Here is a 15,147-nt window from a genome sequence, read left to right as displayed (position 1 = left end):
GATGCAAGTCCACGCCCCGCATTTCCCAATACTCCCCACACACCGACTGTTTATTTTAAACTTAAGTCAAATCACCCCCACCCAAAACTGACCACCGGTAGAGGCGAACATTTCGTGCTGCCTCTGTGTCCATCGTATTGAAATCCCGTAATTATGGACAATTGCGAGTTAGATTGTCCTCCCGATTTTCTCATTTCTCACCCTTAGACTCCTTGACTACCGCACACAGGGTTGCCATATTACAGCCAGACTCATTCGGCCGTGCAGGCAACGAGAAAGACGAATACGCGGAGCAAGAAGTCGGAGAGATTTGTAACGATTTGTATGTTAGACATTTGAGGAAATTTGCCTTCGGCGGATGGCGACACAGACCCTCGGGAAACCGAGGGTCTGTTGTTTCTCCAAGGAAGTCGTTTCAATCCTCCAACGACCAAACCGGAACCACTGGCTTGAATACTGACCCGCAGTTTACTTTCGTCAGCCCTGAGTCACGTTCTGACCTGCGACAAAGCCGGTGAATTCCTGTAATTGTCATTTTTTACGAGCAATTACAGCGATAAATAACTTTCCCCAACTTACGGCTGTGGTCAGTTGCTTTGAGCCGGACTTGGCTCGCCATTTGCCTAACCCAACGGTGTGCAAGGTTCATTTCACTCTTGCGCAAATTCGCACAAAACTTGTGAAACAACGGGGACCTTTCACGCCATGGTTATCACACTTAGCCTGAAGCAGAAAATCGCAGCGCTTGCAATCGTCTCGACTGTCCTGCCGATTCTCGTCGTCTTGTCCATCGTCACGATCCAGAAGCGTAATGCTGCAGAACAAATCGTTTCGCAGATTGACAAGCTCAATCGGGATCAGCTCGGACAGCTCGCGACCGACGTCGCCAACCTTTGTCAAGTCTCGCGCGACCTCATACGCCAACAGGTCAACACAGGTTTGGCTACTGCAGAAAATCTCGTGGAAGACTACGGCGGCATTCATGCCGCGGGCGACCGCGTCTCGTGGAACGCCGTCAATCAGTTCAATCAGGAACGTTCAGAAGTGCAGATTCCGCGCTTCATGATCGGCTCCCGCTGGCTCGGCCAAAACCGCAGCGCAACTTCGGAATCCCCAATCGTCGACGAAGCAGCAGCAGTCGGCTCAGGCTGTTGCACCATCTTCCAGCGCATGAACGACCGTGGTGACATGATTCGTGTCGCCACAAACGTCATTGGCAAAGATGGCCAGCGCGCCATCGGGACCTACATTCCAGCGGTCAACCCGGACGGCAAGAACAACCCCGTGCTTAGCGCCGTACTGAACGGACAACGATTCGATGGCCGTGCCTACGTCGTCGATGCTTGGTATGAAACATCATATCAGCCGCTCAAAGACTCAGCCGGTCGCGTGATCGGCATGCTTTTCTTTGGCGTCAAACAGGAAGCCGTCGAATCGCTGATGGCCGCTGTCAACAGCGTCAAAGTCGGCAAGAGCGGCTATATCTACATTCTCGGCGGATCCGGCGACGATCAAGGCGTCTACGTCCATTCAAAAGACGGCAAGCGCGACGGCGAAAACATCTGGAATGCCAAAGACTCCAACGGCAATCTGTTCATTCAAAACGTCGTCAAGAAAGGCCTCGCCCTCAATACCGGACAGGTGGACTTCGAAGAATACCCCTGGAAGAATGCCGACGACCCCGTGGCACGCGACAAGGTCGCCGCCATCGCATACTTCAAACCGTGGGACTGGGTCATCGGAGCTTCTATGTATAAGGACGACGCATACGAAGCACGCGATCTGGCGGTCGCCTCGATCAGCCGCATGCAGTGGATGACGCTGGTTGCCGGACTTGTGATCGCCCTGGTCATGGTGCTCTTCTCAGTCATGAATGCCCGCCGCATCGGCACTGCATTGCACAGAATCGTCCTGCAAATCACCGAAGGTGCTGAACAAGTTGCGCAGGCGTCGAACCAAGTGTCCCAGACAAGCCAGTCCCTCGCTCAGGGAGCGAGCTTGCAAGCCGCTTCACTGGACGAAACCCGTACCACAATGGACACGATGACTGAAACCATCAATCGCAATGCCGACGACGCCGCCAACGCCGCCCGCCTGATGGCCGAATCCGGTGCCAGCATTCGCAACGTTGCGGCCGATGCGGTCAAGGTGGATCAGGAAATGCACAGCATCAAATCCAGCGCCGACCACACCTCAAAAATCATTAAGACAATTGATGAAATTGCCTTCCAGACGAATCTGCTCGCCCTGAACGCTGCCGTTGAAGCCGCGCGTGCGGGAGAAGCGGGCAAGGGATTCGCCGTTGTTGTCGAAGAAGTCCGCAATCTCTCGATGCGCGCCGCCGCCGCCGCCAAAGACACAAGTTCGCTGATCGAAGAAACTGTGCAGCGCGTCAGCTCGGGAGCCAAAATGGTCAACGACCTCCGCGATAACCTCGAGCGGGTCTCCAGCGCTACGGAAGAAGTGTCGGCGCTCGTCTCCGAAATCTCCACGGCTTCCGGTTCGCAGGCGCAGGGCATCAAAATCGTCAACACTGCCATTCATAACATGGGCGCGTCAACGCAAAGCAATGCTGCCAGCGCCGAAGAATCCGCCGCCGCAGCGGAACAGTTGAATGGACAAGCCGAATCCATGCGCGGCACTGCGGTCGCCTTGCACCTGTTGGTGGACGGTGATCGGTAACTTCTGCGAGGATTGCAGATACGGACAACTGGGCGGCCCGGCAGGGCCGCCCGTTCTCACTCATGCAGGGTCATCGAAAATCTTGAAATTTTCCAGACCCTTATTACTGTTGCATTCCCGCAACTTCTTCACTATCTTGCACGCTGCTTTGGAACTCTCTTCATATTCAATTAAGGAATCGGATCAGCATGCAGTCTCTCCTTCGATTTGCCGTCGTCTGCCTCGCCGTCTGGGGCACTTGCGCTTTCGCCAACATCCGCTACGTCTCTGGGAACCCGGGCTCCGCACCTTACAGCACGATCAACGCCGCTTTCCAAGCCGCCACTTCGGGTGACACCATCGTCGTCGGACCCGGCAATTACTCGGAAATCTTAGGCAATACCGTCAAGCGCCTCCATCTCATCGGTGCCGGCTGGGACGTCTGCAACTGGGTTGCCTACATTCATTTGGGTGGCACACTCGTGAACGGCTCGGTAGTCGAGGGTTTCAAAATCAATCCGCTCAATTCGTACTCGGTTTATACCTACAGCGGCGCCGACTCTATTACGATCCGACGCTGCAATATCACGCCTGTCAATGGCTATATGCCCTTCTACGTGGCCGCCGGCGAGCTGTTCGTCAACGACTGCGTGATCAACGCCCAAGGCAACCACGCCATGTTCTTCCAGAACGACGCCAATGCCAGCACCGTTGTTCGCAATTCCGTGTTCAACTCACTGACCGGATCGCCCGCGCATACCGCCTTGAGCGGAACGAATAACGGCACCGTAGAACTTTACAACTGCGTCTTCACCAATTGGGTCCAGCCGTTCGCGCTCACGGGTGTTCCACAAGTGATCGGCCTCAATAACATCTTCTGGGATTGGAATGGCGCAGCAAACTACGGCCAGCTACCGGTCGGCTCAGTCTTCGAATATACCGCCGCCGGAGCGGGTGCGCCGTCGTGGCCCTCGAATTTTGCCAGCAACATTGATCTTGGTAACAACAACCCGTTTGTCAGCTATAACAACGCGGGCAACTACGAATACGGCGTCTCTAACTTGCACCTGAACACCAACACCGGCGGCCTCGCCTGCACGGACGCCGGCTATCCCTCGATTCTCGACCTTGACAACTCGCGCTCCGACCTCGGCATCTACGGCGGCCCCAAGCCGATGGTGGATCATGGCATCACCGCCTTTCCGTTCGCCCTGACCCTGACCATTGACAATCTCGTCGAAGTCGGCGATAGCGTAAACGTCACGTCCTCCGGTCGTATCGGCCCGCGCTACTAAGCCGGAGTTTCTAATACTCATGCTTATCCGCGCATTTTGCGCTCTGCTTCTGTTCTGGTCGAGCCTGACCGTCGCGCTCACCGTCACCGAAGCCGAGTATTTCTTTAACACCGACCCCGGCCCGGGCAATGGAATCGATATTCCGATCACACCCGGCGAAACGGTTGATATCACCGCGCTGCTTGTGCCCACGAACTTGCTCCCGGCCGGCGAATCGCACGATCTGTTCCTGCGTTATCGCTCTGACGAAGGGCAATGGGGCAACACGGAACGGCGCTCGTTCTTCATGCACACGCCCGACCCCAATGTGTTCGCGGGCCGGGATGTCACGCTCGCCCAATACTGGTTCGACGACCTGCCCGCCGCGACCGTGGACATCAATGATGATCCTGAGGTCACCTTCGCCGCGTTGATCCCGACAAGCGGCCTGGTCACGAATCGTGCCCACAGATTCTCGATCCGCTACATCGGCACCAACGGCTACGTCAGCAATACCGAATCGCGCTACTTCTTCATTCACGAGCCAATTCCCGGCATCTGGTACAGCCGCGACATCACGCACGTCGAGTATCAATTCGACGCCCTGCCGCCCGTGCTGATTGATTTGGGCAACAACTTCGAAGTTGATTACTACGATTTGGTTCCAGTCGGCGGTCTGACTCCCAATCAGAATCACAAATTCACCGTCCGCTATCTCGACGAAGACGGCCGCTGGAGCAATCCCGAGGCGCGCTACTTCTTCGCGATCCAACTCGAAGGCGGCTCCGTCGAGTACTACGACATCACCCATATCGAGTACTCCTTCGACGGCGTCAACCCCGTCGCCGTGGATGTCACTGACGGCCAAAGCATCAACTACGCCGCGCTGATCGCATCCCTCGGCCTCACCGTCAACCAGTCGCATAGACTCGCCGTGCGCTATCTCGATTCGCGCGGCTTCTGGAGTAACGCCGAAGCGCGCTACGTCTTCGTGCATGAGGAAATTGACGGCTCGCTTGAGCTTGTGGATGTTGTGTCGCTGCAATATTGGATTGACAGCAACACGCCGCTGCAAGTGGATCTCGCCGATGCAGCCAATGTCAACTTCGCATCGCTCGTGCCGCACTTCGTCGGCCCCGGTCCCCACAACTTCTATTTGCGCTACATCAGTGCTGACGGCCGCTACAGCAATACCGAGAAGCTCCCCTTCTTCGTCTGGAGCGGCGCCGGGGCCAGCGCGACGGCCCGCTTGAATGGCGCCGAGTATTTCGTCAACGTGGATCCGGGCGTCGGCAATGGCGTGCCGATCACGCTCCCGCAGGATGGAACGTGGGATGAAGGTTCCGAATCCACACTCTCAGTTCTCACCGGACTGCCTGTTGGCTTTCACGCCTTCGGTATTCGCTTCCGCGATGAACTCGGATTCTGGAGCCCCACGTTGATCGATACCTTCCTCGTCGGCCCCGTGCTCGTGATTTCACATTCCGGTAATGACATCGTGCTGACTTGGACGGCCAATCCCGATAACATCCCGTTCCATATCTACCGTGCGCCCGGCGTCGAAGGCCCCTATACGGACATCGGCACCTCGAACACGCTCAGTTACACCGACCCCGGTGTGTTGAACTCCTTCAACTCGCGCACGTATTACATCACCACGACCAATAACGGCGTGCTATCCCGCTACCGCTTGCCCGCCAGCGCGCCCCCCAAGCAAAAGAACATGCAATAAACGTAAAACGGCGGCCAGTTGGCCGCCGTTTTACGTGTACGTAGTTCTTGGTCGTGAAAGGTCGTGTTATGTTACGCTTCCAGTGTCACGACGTGCGAGATGTTCTTCAGGTGCAGCGAGCCGTTTGGCTTGACAAATGGTTTTACCGATTCCAGTGCAGCCTGCTTGGTCCGCTCTTCCCCGACGTTGCCAATCGCGGTACGCGTCGGACCAGCGGAGCGGAACGTGACCCAGAAGTCCTCAACATCCGGGTAGACGAAATCGCAGGGTACTTCTACGTCGCGAACAACCTTGAGGCCGCTCTTTTCAATTGCTGTTTCCAGCAGGCCCGGCTTCCCCAGCGCGAACGGCCCGACCTTCGGCGGCTGCGGCAGGAGCCCGGCGAGTGCTTTGATGAACGTTCCCATATTGTTGCGCTCAATGTCCGTGAAGACTGCGACAATCGCGTGGCCGTGCGGCGCGAGTACGCGTTTGATTTCAGTCAGCGCCTGGGCCGGATCATAGGTGAATTGCACGGCGTTCGCTGCAAACACAACGTCGAAACTCTTGTCGTCGTGCGGCATCTCTTCCATATCCCCCACGACAAACGGTGCATGCGGCATCCGCTGCTGAGCAATCGAAATTAGCTCCGGAGTCGCATCCAAACCCGCCACCCTCGCCCCGCGCTTCTCCGCCATCACCGACGCTCCGCCCGAACCACAGCCTGCATCAAAAAAGCGCGTCCCCTTCGTCACCCCGGCCATCGCCAACATCTGCTGCCATAGCGGCTCAAAATGCGGCTCAAATTTGGTCGCCCAGTCATGTGCGCCTTGCGCCCAGACCTTCGCCTGATCGTGTGCTGAACCCATTGCTTTGAATCCCCTTTGAATGAGTAAGTTCGCTATAATTGCCCGGCCCATTCCGTGGCCCTCACGCGACCCCGCCCTACCCAAGCATTTCTCGCCTGAAAAGCCGGACAAAGACCGGGGTAACTTACCGAACAATATAGAGGATTCTTGAATATGAGTCAAATTATCATATTTATTGCTTTTAGACGATTCGCACCACCCCTGCTTCACGTTCCGTCCCCAATATGACCTTGTACTTTCCCTTCTTTTCCGGCAGAAAAGTCAGCACGGTCGTGTGCCCGGCCGGGAGCAGTTCGTATATTTCCAACTCGGAAATCTCGAAAATCTCGTCATCCGGCTCGCTGTCAAACCGATGGATCAACCACTGCACTGGCATGTTGACTCGGAACTCGTACTCGGCCGGTTCCAACTGCCCGCTCTTGAGCTTGGACTCGATCTGCTGGAGCTTACGCTCCTCCCGGACCGTCGCGGCCGGCCGCCGGTTCCTGAAATAAAACCAGTAAAACACCAGCGCCACCAGCCCGACTCCGGCCAGCATCTTCAGAAATGCATTCAGTTCCATCTCGGCCCTCGAGCCAATGTGCGGTAAACCATTTTATAACAACCTTCTTCAAAAACTGACCACCGGAATGTTTCGAACTTAAATCACTCAACACTGAGCCATTTTGCGCGGCGTTGAGATTCCGGGAACAACCGTGAAGCCAAAAGCGTATTATCTATGCAGCCGGATGAAATCAGGGTCTTCGGCATGCAAGCAGTCATCAACCTCGAAAGGACTGGACCATGGTGATTCTCAGCGTACAAGAGGCTGCGAAGTTTCTCGGCAAGACCCCGGCCGCTCTCCGTAACGGCTATAAGCGGTGGGGGGTTCCACACTTCAGGCTCGGCGGGCAAATCAAGTTCACCCAGGAAGCTCTTCAGGAGTGGGTGGAAAAGGGCATGACCGTGGAGCAATCCGATGCGACGCCCGGCGCCAAAAATGGCCGCCGCACCCGTCGTCCGGATGCCAAAGCGACTTCAATCTCGGGCGCGCACGTCGCCTGAGCTAAGCCAACATGTCGGTCAGCAACGGGCGCTCTCGTAGAGCGCCTGTTCTATTTATTCAGAGATTGGAAAATGCGAAGGCTGAATCGAGCCTCTTTCCGGCGGCCTCCCAGCCCTTCTACCTAATCTACCACAGGCTTGCCGCAATCACAAGCCCGGCCTGCCGTTGCGTCCGCCCCGCCCCCGGTTTGGCTGGCCATTTGGAGATTTCATTTTTTGTGCTTATATTGAGTGCGTCCGTCAGATTTGGACGGAGACCGTAGCGATTTTAGTTCGTGTTCGCCTGTTCGTGATTCGCCGATTCGTCCCTCGTCGATTCCGTCGCAGTGATCCACGGAAGTCGTCGAGGGTTTTGTTTTTTAGTAAGTTAAGAATCGGGACGACAAGGAGAAATGACGATGGCAACACGTCTTTATGTTGGGAATCTGCCGTTTTCCGCCACCGAAGAAGAACTGCGTTCGGTCTTTGGTGAGTTCGGCACGGTTGAACAGGTTGAATTGGTCATGGATCGCGCCACCGGCCGCCCCCGCGGCTTTGGCTTCGTCCAGATGGACCAGGCCGGCGCCACCGCCGCCATTGAGAAGCTCGACGGCACCCAGATGGGTGGCCGCTCGATCAATGTCAACGTGGCCATGGAGCGCACCGAACGTGCGCCCCGTCCGCGTCGCAACAACAACTGGTAAATCAACCGGTTAGGCAAGAGACTATGCGGGCGCCGAGTTCCTCGGCGCCCGTTCTCTATGTCTATGACCACCCACTGAACCGAGGGACTACTCCGGTAGCACCGCTTCATCCTCGGCCTGCCAAGCCGGATCAACTATGCACAAAAACTCCAGCGGAACGGGACCCAAACTGGTGATTCGCTGAGTTAAAGAGGGAGCGATGTACACTGTATCGCCCGGGCCTACCTCGCGCTCCTGACCCGCCAGTTCCATTTTGCCACGACCGGAGAGGATAAAATAGACTTCGCTCGTCGCCAGTCGGTGCAACAGCGATGTCTTCCCAACGGCCAGCGTGGCATGCGCCAGAGAATAGCCCAAGGCGAGCGGCTGCTTGTCCGGATGAAGAATCTCGCGTAGAATGGTGTGGTCTCCGGCGACGAACTCCCCGCAGTCAGTAAGACGAATAATCATCGGCTACTTCTGCGAAAACAAGCCAAGCTTGTAGCCGTCCGGTGCTTCGAACATGCCGATGAAGCCCATCTCATGCGGGAGGGCGCGCTTCTCATCAATTGTACGAGCTCCCAGCGCTTCTGCCTGTTTGAGTGCGGCGCTCACTTCGTCCACAAATACATAATTCTGCGCGCCGCTGTCAAAAATTGTCTCCACGCGCACCAATCCACCGCTGACCGCCGCCGGATCGTCGCTGATGCGGATCATCATGTAGTTCTCCCCCATCGGTTCAATCGTCCATCCAAACAATTGACGATAGAAATGCGCGGCTGCCTCAAGATTCGTGGTCGCCAGTTCAATGTGACAAAAGCTGTGCATGGGCCCTCCATGGGTTGACAGTCTCACCGACAAACGATTACTTTTAGGGTGAAGCCTTGGCTTCATTCCACGCAAAATAATAGGACTTTGGCCGCTATTCCGCAAGCTGCGGGCACCCAATACCCCATTATTCACTATGTGACTTAAGTCACGCAAAATCCTCAGGGAGCTGTAACGATGCCAATCCGCCGCCAGAATGTTCTGATTTTCTCGGTACTTGCCTTCACCTTCGCGACGTTCGTCGCACCGCGCACGAGCTTCGCGGAAGCCCTCGCCGTGGGCGCCGCTGCACCGGCCTTCGAACTCAAGAACATTAACGACGCGATGGTATCGCTCGAGTCCGGCAAGGGTAGCATTGGCACCCTGGTTGTGTTCACCTGCAATCACTGCCCGTTCGCCATTGCCTACGAAGACCGCATCGTTGCGCTGGCCAATGAGTTTCAGCCGAAGGGCGTGAATTTCATCGCCATCAACTCCAACGATCCGCTGATCAAGCCCGAAGACGGCTTTGAAGCTATGAAGAAGCGCGCCGCCGACAAGGCCTTCACTTTCCCCTATCTCGTCAATGAAGACGGCTCGGTGGCCAAAGCCTACGGTGCCGCCCGCACCCCCGAGGCCTTTTTGCTCGACGCCGACGGCAAGATCGTCTATCATGGCCGGATTGACGACAACACCGAAGCGCCCAAGGTCACGGTCCATGACCTGAAAAACGCGATGACCAAATTAGTCGCGGGCGAAGCCGCCGCGATTGACCCGAAATCCACCGCCGCCTTCGGCTGCACGATCAAGTTCCGCAAGTAAGTCGCGCAACCGCCACCGCCCTCGGATTCGCTCCAAGGGCGGTGTCGGCCAGCAGCGCTACGCTTCGTGGTCCATGTATATTCAGTCGCGTTTCGGTATTCTATTTTCTGATTTCCAGCTCCTAATTTAGCTCGTCCTACTTCCTCGCCGGAGGAGCCTATCGCCAATTCATACCCCATACCTCAACCCTCATACCTCCCTCCTATGTTTGCCCTTATTATTCTCCTCATCGCTATGTCCGCCTCTGCCGCTCCATGGGTGACCGGTGCTTCCGGTGCACCCGGTTTGCAATCGTGCGCATCCTCGTGCCACGGGGACGGCACCGGCACACTCGAGATCTTCGGCTTCCCCGAGAGCTACGTTCCGGATTCGACCTACATCGTTCTGCTGACGAGCGCCGGATTGCCTGTGAAAAATTTTAACGCCTCCTGCCGCGTGGGCGAAGGCACGCTTAACGCCGGGATGATGATCGGCGATCCCGACGGACACACTGTCGGCTACATGCTGCCCGAAGAAACAAACGGCATTCATGCGGCGGTGCTCGATCAGGATTCGCTGTTCTTTGCGTGGCGAGCCCCGCTGCCCGGCACAGGCGAGGTGCGGCTTTACGTCGCGGCCCATCAGGGCCAGGATACCGGTCCGAACAGTGACTTCATGCTCGTGGCCACGGAGCAGATCATTCCTCAGCCACCCGCCGTACCCTCGCATCCCGTGCCGTCAGACGACGCGCAAGGTGTCGCGGTCAGTAGCGAGCTGGCCTGGGATGAAGTCCAGCGGGCCGATTCGTTCCGCATCTACTTCGGGACCGAGTCGCCGCCGCCGTTTGTCGCCGCACAAACTCAAATTCACTTTGCACCCGGTGCGCTGGACCACAATACGCGTTACTACTGGCGCATCGAGGCCGTCAACGAAGTCGGCACGACCAGCGGACCCGAGTGGGAGTTCACCACCGAAGTTCAGTCCACAGGCGATCCCGGCCCATGGGTGGGCAACTTCATGCTCTACCCGCCTCACCCGAACCCGTTTAACAACGTCACACGGATTGCCTTCGACGTAATCGGCCCCACGCCGGTACGTATGGCCGTCTTCGACGTCGCGGGCCGCCTGGTAACGACACTGTTTGACGGCGTTGCCGCGAACGGACGCTATGAAATCTTCTGGCAGGCCGATGGCGCCGCCGGAGTTTATTTCATCCGCGCCGATATCCACTCCACCCCCGTTGTCTTCAAAGCAATTTATCTGAAATAGGTCCAATCGTTAACTGACAGGAACACACCATGAGCATCTTCAGAACAGTTTCCACATTCCGTGATTCCGGCAGGGAGGCCCGAATGATCCGCAAAACACTCACACTCCTGCTGCTGCTCGCCTGCGCGAGCGCGGCACTCGCCACCGTGCACACCGTCAACATTGGCGGGATCTCGTTTTCTCCGGCGAATCTCACGATTCAACAAGGTGACACCGTCCGTTGGGTGAAGCCCGCCGGTGGTTTCCACAACGTCGCCGAAACCTCCGGCACGCCCGTCTTCCGCAGCGGTGATCCAACCAGCAACGCGTTCACATACAACTTCGCATTCAACGCGCCGCTCGAAGGCCTGTACAACTACGAGTGCGAAGTTCATGCAGGATCGGGCATGGTCGGTACCGTCACCGTCGAAGCTGGCGGCAGCGCACCCGATGCGCCCGTCAACGTGTCCCCCGGCAACAATAGCACCGACATTAGTCTTGATGCGTCGCTGTCTTGGAATGCCGCTGCCAATGCCGACCGCTACACCGTGCGTTTCGGCAGCACGAATCCGCCGCAAATCGCCGCTGAAAATGTCACAACCACGAACTATCAGCCGCCCGCCGCGTTGATTCCCGCATCAGTCTATTTCTGGCAAATCACCGCGGTCAATGATTTCGGTTCCACTCCCGGACCGACATGGTCCTTCACGACGATCGCGCCTCCGGCGCAAGCGAGCGGGCCGTTCCCCGACAACGCTTCGACCAATGTTCCCATCATCACAACGCTCGCTTGGGAACCTGCTGATCGCGCCGAAAGCTATCGAGTCTATCTGGGCACCAGCGAACCCCTCGGCCTGGCCACAGTGACGTTTGACACGAGTTTCGATCCGCCTGGCAATCTGAATACGTCAACGACCTATCTCTGGCGCGTGGATACGCAGGGGGAAGCCGGCCTGACAACAGGGGTGACTTGGTCCTTCACCACCGAAGCCGGTTCGCCCGCCGGTGAAGTCTCACAGCCGCGCGATCTCGCGCTGGTCTCGGCCTATCCGAATCCGTTCAACAGTTCCGTGCGCATCGCGCTGAACGTGCCGCAAGATGCCTTGACGCGCGTTACGATCTATGACCTGCTGGGCCGGGAAATCAGCACGCTGGCCAACGAACGGTTAACCGCCGGTGTCCATGAATTACTGTGGAACGCCGCCGGTCAAGCAGGCGGACTCTATTTCCTGAAATGCGAATGCGCGGGCATCACGCAGACGCAGAAGCTCGTGTACATGCCGTAATGATCGCTCTGTGGTGCCGCGCATGGACGAGGCAGCACCGGTTCTGATTTCTTGATTCTTCGAATGTTTGAAAAAGCGGGAGAGCCTTCACCCCATGGCCGTTCTCATTGGGAACGGAGCACACTGAACTGCAACTTAAAGGAACAGCAGACATGATGCGCGTATGGATAGGCTCTTGGTTAGTAGCCTTGTGTTTGATCAACAGCAGCTTCGCCAGCCCGGGTAACAGGGGCTATTCCGGCGCACCCGGTGCGTTGGGACGGTGCGCCTCAAGCTGTCACGGCGCGGGAACCGGCACGGTGCAAGTCACCGGCTTTCCCACGAACTATGTCCCAGACTCGACCTACTTGATCACGATTCAAGCCGTCACCGGCTTCCCGATCAAGAATTTCAACGCGTCCGTACGGATCGGTACCGGCACCAATCGCGCCGGCACCATTACCGCCGGACAGGGCACCTCCACCTACAACGTGGCGCAGGAAACCAACGGCGTGCACCTCAGCACGCTCGATCTGCAAACGGCCACGTTTAATTGGCAAGCCCCCGCCGTGGGTGCCGGAACCGTGAGGTTATATGTTGCCGCCCATCAAGGCGCGCGCAATACCGGACCCAACACCAACATCACGCTCGTCGCCAACGAAGCCGTGATTCCGCAGCCGCCCGCTCCCTGTTCGAGCCCGTTACCGACCAATGGGGAGGCAGATCAGCCGCTGAATCTCACTCTGCGCTGGGCCACGGCCGCGCGCGCCACCGCCTACGAAGTATTCATCGGCACAGCCGAACCGCTGCCGTCCATCTCGAATGTCGTGGATACGTCGTTTGCGCTGAGCGCGCTTGAACCAAGCACCACGTATCTCTGGCGCATTGATGCCATCAATGACGTCGGCATTACCGCCGGGCCGGTCTGGTCGTTTACCACCGAAGCGCAATCACCTGCCCGGGACATCGTTGCGCCCGGCGAGTTTGCCCTCGGGCAAGCCTATCCCAATCCGTTTAACGGACTGGTCAGGCTGCCGCTCAACGTTCCGGCGAACCTACCCGTGCGCGCGCACATCTATGATCGCACCGGACGTCTGGTGGTCACGCTCCTCGACAATCAACCGTTGGGGCAGACCGCAGAACTCGAATGGAACGCCGCCGGACAGGCAGCCGGTCTCTATTTCCTCCGCTGTCTGTGCGCCGGACAGTCGGTAACGCAGAAGCTGATCTACCTGCCGTAACGCGTTCTCACGCAATGCCGTATCAAAGTGGGAATGCCATGCGCATTCCCACTTTGATTTTGTGCAGAATCGTGAGTAATACAACACGATCACGCACTCGGCACAAGCATTGCTTTAAGTAGTTCTTCACACCTATCCGCGCACGCCGCGCACACCTTATCCGCAGTTTCATTTTATAACCATACAGTTGAGGTATCCGCGATGGTACGCTATCTGTTTCTCCTCCTCCTGCTCACGACCTCCCTCTTCGCCCGCTCCAACTATCGCGGCTACTCCGGTGCGCCGGGCACCAACGGCACGTGTGCCACCACGTGCCACGGCCAGGACAACGGCACCGTGCAAATCTCCGGCTTCCCGGAATCGTATGTCCCTGATTCCACCTACTTGATTACCATTCAAGCAGTGTCCGGCGCGTCCATCAATAACTTCAACGGCTCCATTCGCGTCGGCACGGGTTCCACGAACGCGGGCACGATTTCCGGGGGCACCAACACGGCCACCCACAACGTCGCTGGTGAAACCAACGGTATCCACCTTTCGGCCAATAACCGCACATCGGGCACCTTTAGCTGGCACGCACCCGCCGCCGGAACCGGCAGCGTAACGCTCTATGTCGGGGCGTTTCAAGGCACGAATGACAACAGCGGCCAGAATACCTCACTTGACATTACGGCCAGCGAACTGGTTAACGAAACGCCGCCCGGTTTGGCCACGAATCCGCTGCCGGCCCACGGTGCGACGAACATAGACGTGGCGTTGTCCGCGCTCTCGTGGTCCGCCGCGAATCGTGCGGACAGCTACGAAGTCTTCATGGGCACCGTTGAACCGTTACAATCCCTGGGCAGTGTTACAAACACGTCCATCACGTTATCCGCGGCGCTGGACTACGAGACGATCTACCTGTGGCGCGTGGATGCGACAAATGAGTTCGGCACGACGACGGGCACTCTGTGGCAATTCACGACGGAAGCGGTTCCGCTGCCGCTGCCCGGACTTGCCACCAATCCCTATCCTGCTGACAACGCGACCGGCGTTTCCATTCATGTTGATACATTGAGCTGGAGTCCCGCCGACAACGCGACGACCTATCGTGTCTATATGGGTCATACCCAGCCGCTGGAACCCTTGATTACCATATCCGATACGCTCATTCTCGTGGATGCCAATCTGCCCTACAATACCACTTTCATGTGGCGGGTGGATGCCGAGAACGAGAGCGGCACCACCACCGGCACAACGTGGTCCTTCACCACTGAACAGCAATCACCTGCGCATGATGCTCCGCTGCCAGCCGTATTTTCCGTCAGCCCGGCCTATCCCAATCCCTTTAACAACAGCTCCCGCGTGACGCTGACTCTGCCGCTATCGTCCACGGCGCAGGTTACGATTTACGACATGCTGGGCCGCGAGGTCTCGATGCTCTACCGCGGCCAGCTTCCTGCCGGATCGCACACGCTGGAGTGGAATGCCACCGGCCACGCCGCCGGTCTTTATGTTGTGCGCAGTACAGTGAACGGCGCCACATCATCGCAGAACCTGATCTACTTGCCATAGCCGTCACACG

The 15,147-nt window shown here is 57.5% G+C and carries 14 protein-coding genes; 10 read left to right on the top strand and 4 right to left on the bottom strand.

From position 1 onward, the window contains the following. The first annotated feature begins 705 nt into the window (after window positions 1-705). The 3 genes from IPH10_04745 to IPH10_04735 all read left to right on the top strand — a co-directional run bounded on the left by IPH10_04745 (window position 706) and on the right by IPH10_04735 (window position 5,667). Entirely contained in the window at window positions 706-2,682 is a 1,977-nt protein-coding gene (locus IPH10_04745; GenBank protein ID MBK6910225.1) for a methyl-accepting chemotaxis protein, read from the top strand. 188 nt (window positions 2,683-2,870) lie between these two features. Beyond that, window positions 2,871-3,956 carry a hypothetical protein gene (locus IPH10_04740; GenBank protein ID MBK6910224.1) on the top strand — a complete coding sequence of 362 codons (1,086 nt, stop codon included), beginning with the start codon at window positions 2,871-2,873 and terminating at the stop codon, window positions 3,954-3,956. 19 nt (window positions 3,957-3,975) lie between these two features. Continuing rightward, entirely contained in the window at window positions 3,976-5,667 is a 1,692-nt protein-coding gene (locus IPH10_04735; protein MBK6910223.1) for a hypothetical protein, read from the top strand. Between the two features lie 71 nt (window positions 5,668-5,738). Here IPH10_04735 and IPH10_04730 read toward each other — a convergent pair whose 3' ends face one another. Continuing rightward, entirely contained in the window at window positions 5,739-6,515 is a 777-nt protein-coding gene (locus tag IPH10_04730) for a class I SAM-dependent methyltransferase (protein MBK6910222.1), read from the bottom strand. A 181-nt stretch (window positions 6,516-6,696) separates the two neighbouring features. Further along, window positions 6,697-7,077: a cupredoxin domain-containing protein gene (locus IPH10_04725; GenBank protein ID MBK6910221.1), complete on the bottom strand. Its 381-nt coding sequence runs from the start codon at window positions 7,075-7,077 to the stop codon at window positions 6,697-6,699. 221 nt (window positions 7,078-7,298) lie between these two features. Between IPH10_04725 and IPH10_04720 the strand changes: the two genes are divergently transcribed. Both IPH10_04720 and IPH10_04715 read left to right on the top strand, forming a co-directional pair. Next, on the top strand, window positions 7,299-7,559 hold the full coding sequence (locus IPH10_04720) for a helix-turn-helix domain-containing protein (GenBank protein ID MBK6910220.1): 261 nt from the start codon (window positions 7,299-7,301) through the stop codon (window positions 7,557-7,559). 398 nt (window positions 7,560-7,957) lie between these two features. Beyond that, window positions 7,958-8,242 (top strand): RNA-binding protein, encoded by a 285-nt coding sequence (locus IPH10_04715; protein ID MBK6910219.1) that lies wholly within the window; start codon window positions 7,958-7,960, stop codon window positions 8,240-8,242. An 87-nt stretch (window positions 8,243-8,329) separates the two neighbouring features. On the opposite strand, the gene IPH10_04710 is transcribed toward IPH10_04715, so the two are convergent. Both IPH10_04710 and IPH10_04705 read right to left on the bottom strand, forming a co-directional pair. Further along, window positions 8,330-8,692 (bottom strand): cupin domain-containing protein, encoded by a 363-nt coding sequence (locus IPH10_04710; protein ID MBK6910218.1) that lies wholly within the window; start codon window positions 8,690-8,692, stop codon window positions 8,330-8,332. Between the two features lie 3 nt (window positions 8,693-8,695). Continuing rightward, the gene (locus tag IPH10_04705; protein ID MBK6910217.1) at window positions 8,696-9,049 is read right to left on the bottom strand and encodes a VOC family protein; all 354 of its coding nucleotides are present in this window, start codon (window positions 9,047-9,049) and stop codon (window positions 8,696-8,698) included. A 177-nt stretch (window positions 9,050-9,226) separates the two neighbouring features. Here IPH10_04705 and IPH10_04700 point away from each other — a divergent pair, with 177 nt between their 5' ends. The 5 genes from IPH10_04700 to IPH10_04680 all read left to right on the top strand — a co-directional run bounded on the left by IPH10_04700 (window position 9,227) and on the right by IPH10_04680 (window position 15,137). Then, window positions 9,227-9,850: a thioredoxin family protein gene (locus IPH10_04700; protein MBK6910216.1), complete on the top strand. Its 624-nt coding sequence runs from the start codon at window positions 9,227-9,229 to the stop codon at window positions 9,848-9,850. 234 nt (window positions 9,851-10,084) lie between these two features. Next, window positions 10,085-11,098 carry a T9SS type A sorting domain-containing protein gene (locus tag IPH10_04695; GenBank protein ID MBK6910215.1) on the top strand — a complete coding sequence of 338 codons (1,014 nt, stop codon included), beginning with the start codon at window positions 10,085-10,087 and terminating at the stop codon, window positions 11,096-11,098. 83 nt (window positions 11,099-11,181) lie between these two features. After that, complete coding sequence (locus tag IPH10_04690) at window positions 11,182-12,363, top strand: T9SS type A sorting domain-containing protein (protein MBK6910214.1); 1,182 nt, start codon at window positions 11,182-11,184, stop codon at window positions 12,361-12,363. 152 nt (window positions 12,364-12,515) lie between these two features. Continuing rightward, the gene (locus IPH10_04685) at window positions 12,516-13,583 is read left to right on the top strand and encodes a T9SS type A sorting domain-containing protein (GenBank protein MBK6910213.1); all 1,068 of its coding nucleotides are present in this window, start codon (window positions 12,516-12,518) and stop codon (window positions 13,581-13,583) included. A gap of 201 nt (window positions 13,584-13,784) precedes the next feature. After that, window positions 13,785-15,137: a T9SS type A sorting domain-containing protein gene (locus tag IPH10_04680; GenBank protein ID MBK6910212.1), complete on the top strand. Its 1,353-nt coding sequence runs from the start codon at window positions 13,785-13,787 to the stop codon at window positions 15,135-15,137. Window positions 15,138-15,147: the final 10 nt, after the last annotated feature.

The organism is bacterium, assembly GCA_016702305.1.
Classification (GTDB): Bacteria; Electryoneota; RPQS01; order RPQS01; family RPQS01; genus JABWCQ01.
The sequence above is the reverse complement of the archived record's forward strand: the minus strand, read 5'-3'. Positions and strand labels throughout refer to the sequence as shown.

Excerpts from the sequence above, each read along its gene's own strand:
- IPH10_04695 (MBK6910215.1), top strand. The coding sequence starts at position 10,085 with ATGTCCGCCTCTGCCGCTCCATGGGTGACCGGTGCTTCCGGTGCACCC.
- IPH10_04740 (MBK6910224.1), top strand. The coding sequence starts at position 2,871 with ATGCAGTCTCTCCTTCGATTTGCCGTCGTCTGCCTCGCCGTCTGGGGC.
- IPH10_04715 (MBK6910219.1), top strand. The coding sequence starts at position 7,958 with ATGGCAACACGTCTTTATGTTGGGAATCTGCCGTTTTCCGCCACCGAA.
- IPH10_04690 (MBK6910214.1), top strand. The coding sequence starts at position 11,182 with ATGATCCGCAAAACACTCACACTCCTGCTGCTGCTCGCCTGCGCGAGC.
- IPH10_04720 (MBK6910220.1), top strand. The coding sequence starts at position 7,299 with ATGGTGATTCTCAGCGTACAAGAGGCTGCGAAGTTTCTCGGCAAGACC.
- IPH10_04730 (MBK6910222.1), bottom strand. The coding sequence starts at position 6,515 with ATGGGTTCAGCACACGATCAGGCGAAGGTCTGGGCGCAAGGCGCACAT.
- IPH10_04725 (MBK6910221.1), bottom strand. The coding sequence starts at position 7,077 with ATGGAACTGAATGCATTTCTGAAGATGCTGGCCGGAGTCGGGCTGGTG.
- IPH10_04685 (MBK6910213.1), top strand. The coding sequence starts at position 12,516 with ATGATGCGCGTATGGATAGGCTCTTGGTTAGTAGCCTTGTGTTTGATC.
- IPH10_04745 (MBK6910225.1), top strand. The coding sequence starts at position 706 with ATGGTTATCACACTTAGCCTGAAGCAGAAAATCGCAGCGCTTGCAATC.
- IPH10_04735 (MBK6910223.1), top strand. The coding sequence starts at position 3,976 with ATGCTTATCCGCGCATTTTGCGCTCTGCTTCTGTTCTGGTCGAGCCTG.
- IPH10_04680 (MBK6910212.1), top strand. The coding sequence starts at position 13,785 with ATGGTACGCTATCTGTTTCTCCTCCTCCTGCTCACGACCTCCCTCTTC.
- IPH10_04710 (MBK6910218.1), bottom strand. The coding sequence starts at position 8,692 with ATGATTATTCGTCTTACTGACTGCGGGGAGTTCGTCGCCGGAGACCAC.
- IPH10_04705 (MBK6910217.1), bottom strand. The coding sequence starts at position 9,049 with ATGCACAGCTTTTGTCACATTGAACTGGCGACCACGAATCTTGAGGCA.
- IPH10_04700 (MBK6910216.1), top strand. The coding sequence starts at position 9,227 with ATGCCAATCCGCCGCCAGAATGTTCTGATTTTCTCGGTACTTGCCTTC.